13 protein-coding genes are annotated in these 14,655 nt (G+C 71.3%); 8 read left to right on the top strand and 5 right to left on the bottom strand.

The features are described from left to right. The first annotated feature begins 40 nt into the window (after window positions 1-40). The 6 genes from AB0881_RS12085 to AB0881_RS12060 all read left to right on the top strand — a co-directional run bounded on the left by AB0881_RS12085 (window position 41) and on the right by AB0881_RS12060 (window position 6,459). Window positions 41-505 carry a single-stranded DNA-binding protein gene (locus tag AB0881_RS12085; RefSeq protein WP_366616435.1) on the top strand — a complete coding sequence of 155 codons (465 nt, stop codon included), beginning with the start codon at window positions 41-43 and terminating at the stop codon, window positions 503-505. A gap of 375 nt (window positions 506-880) precedes the next feature. Continuing rightward, window positions 881-2,125 carry a GGDEF domain-containing protein gene (locus AB0881_RS12080; RefSeq protein WP_366616433.1) on the top strand — a complete coding sequence of 415 codons (1,245 nt, stop codon included), beginning with the start codon at window positions 881-883 and terminating at the stop codon, window positions 2,123-2,125. Between the two features lie 63 nt (window positions 2,126-2,188). Then, window positions 2,189-3,853 (top strand): energy-dependent translational throttle protein EttA, encoded by a 1,665-nt coding sequence (gene ettA, locus AB0881_RS12075; protein ID WP_366616431.1) that lies wholly within the window; start codon window positions 2,189-2,191, stop codon window positions 3,851-3,853. A gap of 290 nt (window positions 3,854-4,143) precedes the next feature. Beyond that, the gene (locus AB0881_RS12070) at window positions 4,144-4,581 is read left to right on the top strand and encodes a thioesterase family protein (protein WP_366616429.1); all 438 of its coding nucleotides are present in this window, start codon (window positions 4,144-4,146) and stop codon (window positions 4,579-4,581) included. Between the two features lie 80 nt (window positions 4,582-4,661). Further along, window positions 4,662-4,883, top strand: a complete 222-nt coding sequence (locus AB0881_RS12065; RefSeq protein ID WP_366616428.1) for a hypothetical protein — start codon at window positions 4,662-4,664, stop codon at window positions 4,881-4,883. Between the two features lie 148 nt (window positions 4,884-5,031). After that, window positions 5,032-6,459: a S28 family serine protease gene (locus AB0881_RS12060; protein WP_366616427.1), complete on the top strand. Its 1,428-nt coding sequence runs from the start codon at window positions 5,032-5,034 to the stop codon at window positions 6,457-6,459. A 58-nt stretch (window positions 6,460-6,517) separates the two neighbouring features. Here AB0881_RS12060 and AB0881_RS12055 read toward each other — a convergent pair whose 3' ends face one another. The 3 genes from AB0881_RS12055 to AB0881_RS12045 all read right to left on the bottom strand — a co-directional run bounded on the left by AB0881_RS12055 (window position 6,518) and on the right by AB0881_RS12045 (window position 8,866). Continuing rightward, complete coding sequence (locus tag AB0881_RS12055; protein WP_366616426.1) at window positions 6,518-6,889, bottom strand: globin; 372 nt, start codon at window positions 6,887-6,889, stop codon at window positions 6,518-6,520. An 83-nt stretch (window positions 6,890-6,972) separates the two neighbouring features. Then, window positions 6,973-7,974 carry a mechanosensitive ion channel family protein gene (locus AB0881_RS12050; RefSeq protein WP_366616424.1) on the bottom strand — a complete coding sequence of 334 codons (1,002 nt, stop codon included), beginning with the start codon at window positions 7,972-7,974 and terminating at the stop codon, window positions 6,973-6,975. Window positions 7,975-8,479: 505 nt separating this feature from the next. Continuing rightward, on the bottom strand, window positions 8,480-8,866 hold the full coding sequence (locus AB0881_RS12045; protein WP_366616422.1) for a hypothetical protein: 387 nt from the start codon (window positions 8,864-8,866) through the stop codon (window positions 8,480-8,482). Between the two features lie 977 nt (window positions 8,867-9,843). Here AB0881_RS12045 and AB0881_RS12040 point away from each other — a divergent pair. Further along, complete coding sequence (locus tag AB0881_RS12040) at window positions 9,844-10,923, top strand: XRE family transcriptional regulator (protein WP_366616421.1); 1,080 nt, start codon at window positions 9,844-9,846, stop codon at window positions 10,921-10,923. A gap of 1 nt (window position 10,924) precedes the next feature. After that, on the top strand, window positions 10,925-11,515 hold the full coding sequence (locus tag AB0881_RS12035) for a GNAT family N-acetyltransferase (RefSeq protein WP_366616419.1): 591 nt from the start codon (window positions 10,925-10,927) through the stop codon (window positions 11,513-11,515). A 33-nt stretch (window positions 11,516-11,548) separates the two neighbouring features. Here AB0881_RS12035 and AB0881_RS12030 read toward each other — a convergent pair whose 3' ends face one another. Beyond that, the gene (locus AB0881_RS12030; RefSeq protein ID WP_366616418.1) at window positions 11,549-12,331 is read right to left on the bottom strand and encodes a methyltransferase domain-containing protein; all 783 of its coding nucleotides are present in this window, start codon (window positions 12,329-12,331) and stop codon (window positions 11,549-11,551) included. A 76-nt stretch (window positions 12,332-12,407) separates the two neighbouring features. Further along, on the bottom strand, window positions 12,408-14,468 hold the full coding sequence (locus AB0881_RS12025; RefSeq protein WP_366616417.1) for a prolyl oligopeptidase family serine peptidase: 2,061 nt from the start codon (window positions 14,466-14,468) through the stop codon (window positions 12,408-12,410). Window positions 14,469-14,655 lie beyond the last annotated feature (187 nt).

Here is a 14,655-nt window from a genome sequence, read left to right as displayed (position 1 = left end):
CCCCTTCCCGAGGAAGCCCGCTCGGCGCCACCGTTGAGCCATGAACGAAGCGCACCTCACCGTCACCGGCTGGATCGCCGCCGAGCCCTACTACACCGTCACCGGCAACGGCACCCCGTTCCTGTCGGTACGGGTCGGCGTCACCCCGCGCCGCTACGACGGCCGGACGGGCCAGTGGCACGACACCGAGACGATGTTCCTGACCGTCAACTGCCGGCGCGCCCTGGCCGACAACGTCAACGCCTCCGAACTCAGGCGGGGCCACCCGGTCGTCGTCACCGGCAGGCTGCGCATCCGCCAGTTCGAGAGGGACGGCCAGTGGCGCTTCGCCGCCGAGGTCGAGGCATCCACCCTCGGCCACGACCTCACCCGCGGCACCGCCGCCTTCCACCCCGTCCGGCGCGGCGGCGCCTCCACCGGCGAGGACCGCCGCGAAGTCCAGGCGGTGGCAGAGCAGTGGGCGGCCCTGGGATCCACCGAGGCCTCCACGGAAGAGGCCGCCTGACGCCGACGCCGGGGAGGGGCGCGCGGCGAGGCGACATGCCCGGGGGGAAACGGGCGCGGAGTGATCGATTCGGGGCGGGGGAGGGCAGGCGGAGATCCCGGGGGCGGGGTTCGGTTCACCGGGTGGGGCCGGGTCGCGGACGGGTTAGATCCAGGAAACGCCGCGCATGGTGTATTCCCCCTCTGGATGTGCTGCGGTCAGCGATTTCGCTGGTCCTGCGGTGAGTCCTCCGCTGGGAGACCCACATGTGCGTTATCGAAGGTACCGGTTTCCGGCCCGCTCCGCACACGTTGCAATTATCGTGTTACACAACGTGAGGCATAAGGGGGAAGGATGACGGCCGTGCAGTCGTCCGCCGAGGATCGCGGTGGGGAGTTGGCCCCGAGGCCCCGGCGGCGGGCGCTTCTGGCGCGTCCGTCCCTGCTGGCCGTCTATGTGCCGATGGTCGTGGCGTTGCATCTGGCGCTGATCGTCGCCGGATCGCTGAACACCGTTCCGCGCGCCGATGATCTACTGACTTTTGCCGCGCTCGTGGCGTGCGGGGCCGCCTGCATCGAGGCGACCCGGCGGCTGGGGGTGCCGGCGGGGGTCGCGCGGGACATGCTGTCGGCGTGGTGGCTGCCGGTGGTGCTGCTGCTCCCGCCGCTGTACGCGCTGCTGACGCCGGTGCCGCTGCAGATCCTGCTGCAGTTCCGGGTGCGGCGGACGCTGCTCTACCGGCGGATGCTGGTCATGTCGGCGCTGGGCGTCGCTGGCGCGGCCGCGTCGGTGGTGTTCCACCTGGTGGTGCCGGAGCCGCTGGAGCGGCCGCTGTGGGTGCTCGACGGGTTCCCGGACGTGCTCGTGGCGGTGGGCTGCGCGGCGCTCTTCACGATCCTGAACGCGCTGCTGGTGGCGGTGGCGGCGCACGCGGCCAACCCGGGGAGCGGCTGGCGGGACGTGCTGTGGAACCGCGAGAGCCTGCTGCTCGATGTCGTCGAGCTGTGCCTGGGCATGCTCGTGGCGATCGCGTGCGCGCTCTCGCTGGGCCTGCTGCTGCTCGCGCTGCCGCCCGTGGTGCTGCTCCAGCGGAGCCTGATGCACCAGCAGCTGCAGGCGGCGGCCCGTACCGACGCCAAGACGGGGCTGCTGAACGCGGCGGCCTGGCAGCGGGAGGCCGACACGGAGCTCTCCCGGGCGCAGCGGACGCACGACCCGCTGGCCCTGCTGCTGATCGACATCGACCACTTCAAGCGGGTGAACGACACCCACGGGCACCTGGTGGGTGATCAGGTCCTGGTCGGGGTGGCCGGGACGCTCTGCGGCCAGCTGCGCGACTACGACGTGGTGGGCCGGTTCGGCGGCGAGGAGTTCGTCGTGCTGCTGCCGGGGGCGGACACCGTGGAGGCGTGCCGGGTGGCGGAGCGGCTCCGGGGCCGGATCCGGCGGCTGGCCGTTCCGGCGGAGGACGGCACGGTGGCGGTGACCATCTCGGTGGGGGTGGCCCTCTTCCGGATGCACGGGGAGGATCTGATCGAGCTGCTCGCGGCGGCCGATCTCGCTCTCTACCGGGCGAAGCAGTCGGGCCGGGACCGCGTCTGCCTGCCCGCGGTGGAGGGGCCCAAGGCGTCCGGAGGCTGAAACGATCTCGGTGCCGGTCAGCGCTGGGACGACCGGTGCCCGCGAGGCCCTAGGCTTGACAACATGGCGGAGTACATCTTCACGTTTCAGCGCGTGCGCAAGGCGCACGGTGACAAGGTCATCCTCGATGACGTCACCATGAGCTTCCTGCCCGGGGCCAAGATCGGCGTCCTGGGTCCGAACGGGATGGGCAAGTCGACGCTGCTGCGGATGATGGCCGGCCTGGAGCAGCCCTCCAACGGTGAGGCCCGGCTCATGCCCGGCTACACGGTGGGCCTGCTGGCGCAGGAGCCGCCGCTCAACGAGGAGAAGACGGTCCTCGGCAACGTCGAGGAGGGCGTGGCCGAGACCAAGGGCATGCTCGACCGGTTCAACGAGATCGCCGAGAAGATGGCGACGGACTACTCCGACGAGCTGATGGAGGAGATGGGCAAGCTGCAGGAGCAGCTCGACCATCGCAACGCCTGGGACCTGGACAGCCAGCTGGAGCAGGCGATGGACGCGCTGCGCTGCCCGGCCGGCGATCTTCCGGTGACGCAGCTGTCGGGTGGCGAGCGGCGCCGGGTGGCGCTGTGCAAGCTGCTGCTGGAGCACCCCGACCTGCTGCTGCTGGACGAGCCCACCAACCACCTGGACGCGGAGAGCGTCCAGTGGCTGGAGCAGTACCTGGAGAAGTACGAGGGCACCGTCCTGGCCGTCACCCACGACCGGTACTTCCTCGACAACGTGGCCGGCTGGATCTGCGAGGTCGACCGCGGGCGGCTGTTCCCGTACGAGGGCAACTACTCGACGTACCTGGAGAAGAAGGCCGAGCGCCTCAAGGTCGAGGGCAACAAGGACGCGAAGCGCAAGAAGCGCCTCCAGGACGAGCTGGAGTGGGTGCGGTCCAACCCCAAGGCCCGGCAGACCAAGAGCAAGGCCCGTCTGGCGCGGTACGAGGAGATGGCCTCCGAGGCGGCCAAGACCCGCAAGCTGGACTTCGAGGAGATCCAGATCCCGCCGGGCCCGCGCCTGGGCAACACGGTGATCGTGGCCGAGGACCTCACCAAGGGGTTCAGCGACCGGCTCCTCATGGAGAAGCTGTCGTTCAACCTGCCGCCGAACGGCATCGTCGGCGTCATCGGCCCGAACGGAGTCGGCAAGACCACGCTGTTCCGCATGATCGTCGGTGAGGAGCAGCCGGACGAGGGCGCGCTCCGGATCGGCGACACCGTGCAGATCTCGTACGTCGACCAGGGCCGCGGCGGCATCGCCCCGGACAAGTCGGTGTGGCAGGTGGTGTCGGACGGGCTCGACCACATCAAGGTCGGCCAGGTCGAGATGCCGTCCCGGGCGTACGTCGCGGCGTTCGGGTTCAAGGGCCCGGACCAGCAGAAGGCGGCGGGGGTGCTGTCGGGCGGCGAGCGCAACCGGCTGAACCTGGCGCTGACCCTGAAGCAGGGCGGCAACGTGCTGCTGCTGGACGAGCCGACGAACGACCTCGACACCGAGACGCTGAGCTCGCTGGAGAACGCGCTGCTGGAGTTCCCGGGCTGCGCGGTCATCACCTCCCACGACCGGTGGTTCCTGGACCGGATCGCCACGCACATCCTGGCGTGGGAGGAGGGCTCGAACTGGTTTTGGTTCGAGGGCAACTTCGCCGACTACGAGAAGAACAAGATCGAGCGGCTGGGCGCGGACGCGGCGCGCCCGCACCGGGTCACGCACCGCAAGCTCAAGCGCGACTGATCCTTTCTCCGGAGCGCCGTACCCGCCTTTCGGGTGCGGCGCTCCGCCGTTCCCCGCATAACGGGTCGAAAGCCGTTCGATAGGGCCACTGCGGCATTTGCCGCATCCAGCGGTATTCGCATTCCGTTCGCCGGGGACGGCCCGCGCGCCGATATCGGGGAAAGGCATACCCGGGCGAATCCGGCCGTTCCGTGACGTACCGCCCGCGGGGCCGGGAACGGAACGGGCCGAACGGGCGGGTAACATCGGCGCGATCCCGCGACCGCTGCCACGAACCCCCAGGCGAGGACATGCCCGACAACACCCTGCCCCCGGCCGAGTACCGCCATGTGTACGAGTTCCACGTCCGGTTCGGCGACATCGACTCCCAGGGGCACGTGAACAACGTCAAGTTCCTCGGCTACCTGGAGGACGCCCGGCTGGAGATGTTCCACGGCGACCCCGTCCGCAAGGGCGAGCAGCCGGTCCGCGGCATGGTGATCTCCCGCCACGAGATCGACTACCGGCTCCCGCTGCTGCCGACCGTCTACCCGATCAGGGTCGAGACGTGGGTCACCGAGGCCCGCGCCGCCTCGTTCAAGCTGGCCTACGAGGTGCGCGACGACGACAACGTGTACGCCGAGGCGACCTCCACCCTGGTCGCGTTCGACGTCGAGGCGAACCGGCTGCGCCGCTGGACGCCGCAGGAGCGCGAGTTCATCGGCCGGTACGCGGCGCCGCGCGCATGACCTCGATGGTCTGACCTGGGGTGACGATCATCACTTACGGGGAGTAACCAGTAAGGAACTCCCCCCGAGTGAGGTGATCGATGTCCCCCTATCTCGCCGCCTGGATCTTCTGGGTGATGATGTTCTTCGCCATCGAGCTGCCCGCGCTGTTCAACCGGCAGCGCGGCGACACGCTCTCCGAGGTCATCTGGAACGTCTTCGCCGTGCGCGGCAAGCCGGCCGGCTGGCAGCTGCGCCGGCTCGCGCTGCTGGTGGGCCTGGTGTGGCTGGTGGCCCATCTCGTCACCGGCGGCTGGGTCTGACCCGCGCGGGCGGGCCCGTACCCGCCCGCACGTTCTGACGCTCGCCGTCACGGATCGGTAACGAGCGCCACCGCTGTCCGCTTTGGTTGGACATTTCCCTCTACTGTCCTCTCGCGATCGTGGCGATCCCACGGAGGAAGGGGGAAGGATGCGGCGCGTCTCACGCGGAGCGACGGCGCTCATGCTCGTCGCGGGCCTGTCCGGTGCCGGCACCACGGCATGGGCGGCGGAGCCCACCCGGGAGCCCACCCGGACCGAGCCCGCGGCGGCGGCGGACATCGCGGCCGAGCTGAAGGCGATCCCGGGCATGAAGGTCGAGGAGAGGGCCTCGACGCTGCCCGGCCACCGCTGGTTCTGGCTGAGCTACCGGCAGCCGGTCGACCACCGGCGCCCGAACGGCCAGTGGTTCGAGCAGCGGGTGCTGCTCCAGCACAGGTCGGCCGACCGGCCGATGGTGCTCTACACCAGCGGCTACGGCACCCCGACGACGATGTTCCGGTCGGAGCCGACCGCGCTGGTCGACGGCAACCAGATCTCGGTGGAGTACCGGTACTTCACCCCGTCCAGGCCCGTCCCCACGGACTGGACGAAGGACACGATCTGGCAGGCCGCCACCGACGAGCACCGGCTGATCAGGGCGCTGAAGAAGATCTACCAGGGCCGGTGGATCTCCACCGGAGGCAGCAAGGGCGGCATGACCGCCGTCTACCACAAGCGCTTCTACCCGAACGACGTCGACGGCAGCGTCGTCTACGTCGCGCCCCACGACGTCGACAACGACGAGGACAGCCGCTACGACCGGTTCTTCGCGACCGTCGGCACCGACGACCGGTGCCGCGCGCACATCAAGAGCCTCGCCCGCGAGTTCCTCAAGCGCCGTCCGGCCATGCTGGAGAGGTTCGAGGCCGCCGCCGCCGAGAACGGCTGGACGTTCGACATCCTGAAGACCCCGGACCGCGCGTTCGAGAACTCGGTGATGGACTACGAGTGGGGCTTCTGGCAGTACCAGCTCCAGTCCGACTGCGCCTCGTTGCCCGCCCTGGACGCCTCCGACGACGCCCTCTACGCGAGCCTGGACGCCATCGCGGGACTGTCGTTCTACACCGACCAGGGGCTTGAGCCGTACATCCCGTACTACTACCAGGCCGGTACGCAGCTCGGCTGGGGCAAGCCCCAGTTCACCCACCTGCGCCCCCTCCTGCGGTACGAGGACAGCTACCAGCCCAGGACGTACGTGCCGCGCGACATCCCGATGCGCTTCGACAAGGGCCGGGCCATGCGGGACATCGACCGCTGGGTCCGCAACCACGGAAGCCGCCTGATGTTCCTGTACGGCGAGAACGACCCGTGGGGCTCCGAGCGGTTCAGGCTGGGCCGCGGGAGCCGCGACTCGGCCGTGTACGAGGCGCCGGGCATGAACCACAGCGGCCGCCTCATCGACAGGCTCCCCGCCGAGCAGCGGGCACGGGCCGTCGCGGACCTGATGCGCTGGGCCGGCACGCAGCAGCGCGCCGGGATCCTGTCGACCCCGGCGGACGCCGAGGACCCGATGCTCCGGCAGCGCCCGCCGCTGTAGCCCGGCAGGACGGCAGGGCGCCGGCCGGCCCAGCGAGGGCCGGCCGGCGCTCTCTCGTTCAGGAGGGGGCGTTCACCAGGCTCTTGGCGGCCATCAAGAAGTAGCGCCAGAGCATGTCCTCCAGCTCCTCGGGCAGCTCCAGCTCCTCGACCGCGACCCGCATGTGGCGGAGCCAGGCGTCGCGCTCGGCCTCGCCGATCACGAACGGGACGTGCCGCATCCGCAGCCGCGGATGGCCGCGCCGCTGGCTGTAGGTGCCGGGCCCGCCCCAGTACTGGATCAGGAAGAGCCGCAGCCGCTCCTCGGCCGGCCCGAGGTCCTCCTCCGGATAGAGGGGGCGGAGCAGCGGATCCTCGGCCACGCCCTCGTAGAAGCGGTGGACCAGGCGCCGGAAGGTCTCCTCACCGCCGACCGCTTCGTAAAACGTCACCTGTTCAGCCATAGCGCTGTCCACCCTATGCGAGATCACGGCGGTTGCGAGGAAAGATCGTTAACGTCCCGCGGACGGGCCGGTCACGGACCGGCGGCGGGGCTGGCGACCGCGATACCGGCCTCGTCGAAGGCCTTCTTGACCCGTTCGCGGAGCTCGCGCGCCACGTCCGCCTGGCGGCCGGGGGCGGTCTTGAGGACGATCCGGACGATCACGGCGTCGCCGGCCAGCGCCTGGACGCCCCACACCGACGGCTCCTCCAGGATGATCTCGTCCCAGGTGGCCGCCACCGACAGCTCGTCGGCGGTGCGCTTCATGATCTCCTTGACCTTCTCGACGTCCTCGCCGATGTCGACGGGGATGTCCAGGACGGTGCGGCCCCAGTTCTGGGACTCGTTGCCGACCTTCTTGATCTCGCCGTTCGGGACGTACCAGACGACGCCGTTGACGTCGCGCATCCGGGTGACCCGCAGCGTGACGGCCTCGACCGTGCCCTTGGCGCTGCCGACGTCGATCACGTCGCCGACGCCGTACTGGTCCTCCAGCAGCATGAACAGCCCGGCCAGGAAGTCCTTGACGATGTTCTGCGCGCCGAAGCCGACCGCCATGCCGATCACGGTGGCGCTGGCCAGCACCGGGGTGAGGTTGAGGCCGATCTGCCCGAGGACGCTGAAGAACGCCAGCCCCATGATCACGATCGAGGCGATGCTGCGCAGCACCGAGCCCATGGTCTGGGCCCGCTGGGCGCGCCGCTGGTTGAGCAGCGCCGGGCTGCCGTCGAACACCGTGCGGGAGTGCTCGCGGACCTTGGCCGACATGGTGCTCTCGGCCATCCGCAGGGTGATCCTGGTGATCATGCGGTGCGCCATCGAGCGCAGCACCAGCGCGATCACCAGGATCATGATGATCCAGAAGAGCGTGGTCAGCGGCCGGTCGAGCCAGTTGTGGAAGAACCGGGTGAAGTCGGTGTTGTGCGAGACGTTCCACACCATGCGGCAGGCCACACTGGGGCTCTTGCTGTTGCAGGCGGCCTCCGGGGTCCCCTCCTGCGCGAAGAGCTGCAGGGGACCCAGCGTGAATGACATCGGGCAGACCCTCCCCGGCCGGTTCGTGGACGTCGCGTCGACTCGCCGTGGACCCGCGGCGGTACGAGCCGATCGTAGGGGACGTGACGAGCGGTTCGTACGCGCCGGACGAGCGGCGACCCGGCCGGGGAGGGGCTGGTGGGAAGGCCGCGGACCCGGCGATACGGGTGTGAGGAAGTCGGGTCCGCGGGCGTGGTCTGGGCGCGGGGTGACACGGGGTGACACGGGCTGACGCGGGCTGACGCGGCCGTGCGGCGGGCCGTGCGGTGCGGCGGCCTGCCCGCCCGTGCTCCCCTTCCCCGAACCCGCGTGAGGCGACCGGCCGGGGCCGGGCGCCGGACGGGGCGGCCCGTGGGCCGTCCGGGAGCACGGACGGGTGTGGCCGGTGGACCGCGGCGGACGTTCCGTGCGGAAGGCCCGCCGCGGGCGCACCGGGCGAACGTGTCCCGCGGGGCCGGCGGCTGCCGCGCCGTTCCGGCCGCGACCCCGCGGGACACGCCCGGCTCTATGAGTGGCCGGCCGGCCACTCCACAGCCGTTTCCGGCGGTCGGTAATGCTCCCCAGGGAACGCCTCCCCGCTGAACTGCTCCCTGGGGAACTCTCTGCCGCGGAGGCGGGGAAGGGGCCGCAGCACGTCGGCGAGCTTGGAGGCGGCGCCGTCCGGGTCGTCGACCCGGTGCATGCGCTCGCCCCAGGACCACCAGAAGTAGTGGTCGGGGGACTCCGGTCCGGGGGCGCAGGTGACGTCCTCGGCCAGGCTGGCCGCGTCGGGGTTGACCACCCGCAGGAAGGCGGGCCCCGAGCGGGTCCGGACGACCCTCGCCACGAGCCCCCGCGTGCCGAGCTCGTGCTCCAGCTCCTCGAGGTAGCCCGTGCGTCTGTCCGTGACCACCCTGCCCACCCCCTCCGTCATGAAGACCGCTCACGTTCTGTACACTGGCCCGTCCCCGATCCGCGAGGTCGAAGATCGAACTCTGTGGATTCACTCCGTTACACGCCGCGAGAATTGCAACTCTCACACCCCGCGGTCAAGGGGACCTCGCCGGAGCCGGGCGGTACACCTCATCCGCGGGAAGAGGATCCCCCTCTTCGGAGGAAGAATCTCTACCTCGGTATCCGGGACGCACTCCCCAGCACCGGAGTTTCCCCGGAATGGCTTGGCCGGCCTCGCCGTCAGAGTTACGCTCTGTGCGCAGCAAGTTATCTGTCGTGGCCATCTAGAAAACCGGTCGCCGTGTCCGGAGGCGGGGTGATTTCCGCCCTCTTCCGGCCCCAGCGGTGAGGAGGCCGGAACCGATGTCGGATCCCCCCAGGAAAGAAACCGACATTGCGCGCCAAATACGCGCGCGTGGTCTGGCCCGAGGGCAATGTCCCGTAGAGATCGCGGAGCGCATCCACGATGAATGCGGGCCGCTTTTCGGGACGAGCCGGGTCAAGGCTCACCGGCTCTCGCACGGAGTCGCCCTGTCCGACGTCGTGGCGCAGGTCAAGGCGCTGTACGAGGTCGACGGCAAGCCCCTGCCCCGTCTCGGGGAGACGCTGCTGTCGGCGTACGAGAGCGGCTACAAGCGACCGGGACCGGAATACCTCCATTACCTCTGTGCCGTCTACAGGGTGGAACCGGACGAGCTCGGGTACCAGAGCCCGTGCATCTGCGGCCGCGGCCACGCGGCCGGGCCGACCGCCGCCGTGGCCGCACAGCGACCCCCCGTGCCGGAGCGCCCCCCTCTCGCTCCGGTCCCGGACCGACCGCTCGAGGGCACGGTCGTCGGACAGCCGGACGACCACCATTGGATCTCCGTCAGTGAACTGCGGGGCCCTGACCGCGCCGGTGGCCCCGTCTCCATCGATGTGGGAGAGGAGGACATCGTGCTTCGTAGAACCCTTCTGCAACTGCTGGCCGGAGCGGGCGTGGCGCTCGACGGCCAGTTCCTCGGCGCCGTCGACAACCTTCGTCGCAAGATGGACGACACCCTGGTCAGCGCCACCGTCTCGCCGACGATGCTCGACCAGTGGGAGGAGACGACGCTCGGCTACGGCCGCCAGTACCAGGCCACCCCGTCCCTGCGGATGCTGTGCGACGTGCTGCTGGACTTCAGCGAGGTCCGGCGGATGGCCGACAAGCGGCAGCCGGTCGAGCTGCAGGAGCGGCTGTGCCGGATCGCCGCGCAGCTGTCCGGCCTGTCCGGCCTGATCATGATCAACCTTGGCGACCACCGGCTGGCCCGCTCGTTCTTCCGGACGGCCCGGACGGCCGCCGACGAGACCGGCGACCGGCACCTGCGCGCCTGGGTGACGGTGCGCGAGTCGCTGGTCCCGATGTACTACGGCGACCCGCGGGAGGCGCTGCACCTGGCCCGCAAGGCCCAGGACCTGGCCGGCCGCAGCCCGGGGGTCGCGGCCGCGATGGCGCCCGCCGTCGAGGCCCGCGCGCTCGGCCTGCTGGCGATGCGGGGCCGGGGCGACGCCGCGCCCAGCGCCCGCCGCGCCCTGGTGCGCGGCCGGGCCGTCTTCGACCAGCTCAGCGCCGAGCAGACCGGTGACCTGGCGTTCGGCTTCACCGACCGGCAGATGGCCTTCTACGAGGGTGACACCTTCACTAATCTCGGCGATCACCGGCACGGTGACGAGGTGCTGAGCCGGGCGCTGACGCTGTACTCGCCCACCGACCGGGTGGACCGCACCCTCGTCCGGCTCGACCGGGCGACCTGCCAGCTGCACGCGGGCAATCCCGACGCGGCCCTGCACGCGGGCCGGGACGCGATCCTCGACCTGCCCCCCGAGCACCGTTCCGACATCCTGGTGCACCGGGCGCGGCAGATCGGCGCCGCGGTCGGCGCGAAGCACCCCGGCTTCCCCGGTCTCAAGGACTTCTACGAGGCGCTCGCGGGCCCCTCGGTGACCAGCCCGACGACCGACCCGGCCGTCCCCCCGGCCAAGCAGGTCTGACATGGCGTCCCGAGACGCTGCCGGCACCCTGGTCCGGCTCCGCGCGGAGCCGCCCGCCTGGGGCTTCGGCGACCTCTACCTGCGCCGCTACCGCGCCGAGGACCACGGCACGGTGCTCGACCTGCACCGGGAGGGCCTGGCGCAGGTCGGCCTGCGCCCCGGCGACGGGGTCTACTACGACCACGACTTCTTCCGGATGGAGGACATCTACCTGCGCAACGACGGCGAGTTCCTGGTCGGCGAGGTGGACGGCCGGATCGTCGCGATGGGCGGCCTGCGCCGCGCCGACCTGGTCCCCGCGGGCCAGGACCGCGCGCTCGGCGGCTACATCCTGGGCGGCCCGGCCCTGGACGCCGTGGAGATGGTCCGGCTGCGCGTCAGCCCCGGCTTCCAGCGCCGCGGCTACGGCGCCGCGGTCGTCGAGGCCCTGGAGCAGCGCGCCGCCGAGTACGGCTACCGCGTCCTGCGCGCCGACACCACCGAGCTCCAGGGGCCCGCGCTCAGCCTCTACCGCCGCTTCGGCTGGTCGGTGACGCGGCGCGAGCCGATCGGCGGCATCGTGAACGTCTACCTGGAGAAACGGCTGCGCTGAGCGGCGTTCCCGCGGGCGGCCGCGGGGACACGCCTAGGTCCGGGTGGCGCCGACCATCTGCATGGCCGGGTAGCGGCGCTGCCTGATCTCCTCGAACCCGCTCGTCCGGAGGAAGCCGGTGATCTCGCCGTCGCCGAAGAGCCGCAGGCCGGACACCTCGGCGATCGCGCGGCCGCCCAGCCGGCCGAGCGGCAGTCCCGGCCGCCGGCTGGTCAGCACGACCAGCCGGCCGCCCGGCCGGAGCACCCGCACCATGCTGTCGAGCGCCCGCCACGGATCGTCGATGAGGTAGAGCGCCCCGAAGCAGCAGACCGCGTCGAACGACCCGTCCCGGAACGGCAGGTCCACGGCGTCGCCGCGGACGTACCCGACCCTGGGGTCGGCGGTGTCCCGGGCGGCGCGCGCCAGCATCCCCTCGGCCAGGTCCAGCCCGACGACCAGGCCGTCCTCGCCGACGCCGGAGGCCAGCGCGCGGGTGACGTTCCCCGGGCCGCAGGCCACGTCCAGGACGTTCGCGTTCGGGCGCTCCGCGCCGAGTCCGAGCCAGGTCCGCGCGAGCGCGTGCTCCTGGGCGGTGTCCGGCCCGATCGGCCAGCCCTTGGCCAGGTTGAACCCGACCGGCCGCCACACCCGCTCGTAGATCTGCGGCAGGAACGCCGACTCCATCACCCGCTGCGCGAGGCTGGGCGGCGCCTCCTCGCTCGGCGGCAGCAGGTCGAGGTAGCCGGGGGCGAAGTCGGGTACGGCCGGCGGCGCGTCCAGCAGCCCGAGGATCCGCTCCCGCACGGCACGGCCGCTCAGCATCGAGGCGTTCACCCACGTATTCGACCACGCGTCAATTACTCGATGCCCGCCATTCACTCACAGTGTGACGAACCTTACGAACCGTCCGTCAGAACAGCCCCGTCTGCGCCCCCAGGAACGACAGCGTGTCGGTCATCAGCCCCACCGAGCGGCTGACGGAGCGGGCGTCGTGCCCCACCTCCGCCTCGTTGCGCAGCAGGATCGGGGCGTCGCCGGACGTCGCGTGCTGGAGCGCCGCGCACATCTTGCGCGCGTGCAGCGGATCGACGCGGGTGTCGCTGTCGAAGACGGTGAAGAGGACGGCCGGGTAGGCGACCCCCTTGCGGACGCGGTGGTACGGCGAGTACGCGAGCAGCCAGCCCAGCTCTTCGGGGTCGGCGGCGGTGCCGTACTCGTCGTTCCAGGTCTGGCCGAGGCCGAAGCGCTCGTACCGGACCATGTCGAGCAGCGGCGCGGAGCAGACGACGGCGCGGTAGAGGTCGGGCCGCTGGGTGAGGGCGGCGCCGACCAGCAGGCCGCCGTTGGACCCGCCGGAGATCGCGAGGCGCGCGGGCGTGGTCAGCCCGTCGGCGATGAGCTTCTCGGCGGCGGCGTGGAAGTCGTCGAAGACGTTCTGCTTGTTCTCCCGCATGCCGGCGCGGTGCCACTCCTCGCCCTCCTCGGAGCCGCCGCGGAGGTTGGCGACGGCGTAGACGCCGCCGGCCTCCACCCAGGCGAGGATGCTCGCGGAGTACGCGGGCGTGAGGGAGATGTTGAAGCCGCCGTAGCCGTACAGGATCGCGGGGCGGGGGCCGCTGGCGCCGGGCCGGGACAGCACCAGCATCCGGACCTCGGTGCCGTCGTACGAGGTGTACGTGACCTGCCGCGACTCGATGTCGGGCACGTCGACCGTCCCGGGGGCGGTGGCCCACGTGCCGGCCTCGCCCGTGCGGGAGTCGTACCGAAGGACGCCGGTCGGGGTGACGTTGTCGGTGTAGGCGAACCACGCCTCGTGGCCGCCCTCGGGCCGCTCGACGAGCCCGCCGATGGTGCCGAGGCCGGGCAGCGGGACGGTGCCGGTCCGCTCGCCGGTGGCCAGGTCGTGGACGGTGATCTCGCTGATCGCGTGCCGGGTCCAGCCGGCCAGCAGCACGCCGTCCAGGAGCGCGTAGTCGGTGAGGACCGCCTCGGGGTCCTCCGGGACGAGGTCGCGCCAGTTCTCGTACGCCGGGTCGGCCGGGTCGGCGACGCACAGCCGGGACCGCGGCGCGCCGCGGTCGGTGAAGATGTACGCGCGGCCGTCGCGGCCCACGTGCAGGCTCGTCTCGGCGTCCACGCCCTCCTGGACGGCCCGCAGCGCGGGCGCCTCCGGGGCGGAGGCGTGCAGGTCGGCGATCCACAGGTCGTTGCGCGGCGCCGTCCCCTGGGAGGCGGAGATCGTGAGCCAGCGGCCGTCGCGGCTGACGCCGACGCCGTAGTAGTTGGTCTTGTCGCGCCCGTCGCCGAAGATCAGGACGTCGTCGGTCTCCGGGTCGGTGCCGACACGGTGCAGGTAGACGCGGCGGTGGTACTGCTCCTCGCCCTCGGGGACCGCGCCGGGCGGCAGCCGCCGGACGTAGTAGTACGCCTCGCCGCCGGGCAGCCAGGCCGCGGCGGAGTAGCGGCCGCGGTCGATCGGGCCCTCGATCCGCTCGCCGGTGGCCACGTCCATGACGTACAGCAGCGACTCCTCGTCGCCGCCCTTGGAGATCTTGTACGCGAGCCGCCGGCCCTCCTTGTCGGGCTGCCAGCCGTCCAGGGTCGTGGTGCCGGCGGGGTCGAGCGCCATCGGGTCGATCAGGACGCGCTCGGCGCCGTCCGGGCCGGCGGTGTACAGGACGGGGTGCTCCTGGTCCGCGCCGCGGCGGGTGAAGAAGCACCGCTCGCCGCGCCAGACGGGAGGTCCCACGCTGCCGGCCGACAGCAGCTCGGTGAGCCGCTCGCGGAGGCGCTCGCGCCCGGGGAGCCCGCCGATCCGCTCCTGGAACAGCTGCTCCTGGGCCGCGAGCCACGCCTCGGTGTCGCCGCCCGCGCGGTCCTCCAGCCAGCGGTACGGGTCGGCCACCTGGTGCCCATGGAGATCGTCGACGATGTCCTCGCGCTGGGCGGGCGGGTACGGCGGTCGGTTCATGATCTGCACTGTATGCGGCTCCCGTCCTTGCCCGCGCCGTCCCCGCGGCCGATTCAGGACGGCCGTTTCCGGCGAGTCGGGAAGCTTTCCGGCAAAGCGCTGAGGTGACCTGGCGGCACGCCCGTGTCGGTGGGTGTATGCGCAGGTCATCTTGGTAGTAGTGGGGAGGACAGCGGATTCGATCATC

Source organism: Spirillospora sp. NPDC029432, from assembly GCF_040703975.1.
In the GTDB taxonomy this organism is placed as follows: domain Bacteria; phylum Actinomycetota; class Actinomycetes; order Streptosporangiales; family Streptosporangiaceae; genus Spirillospora.
Note: the sequence above shows the minus strand (reverse complement) of the source record. Positions and strands in the feature narration are given on the sequence as shown.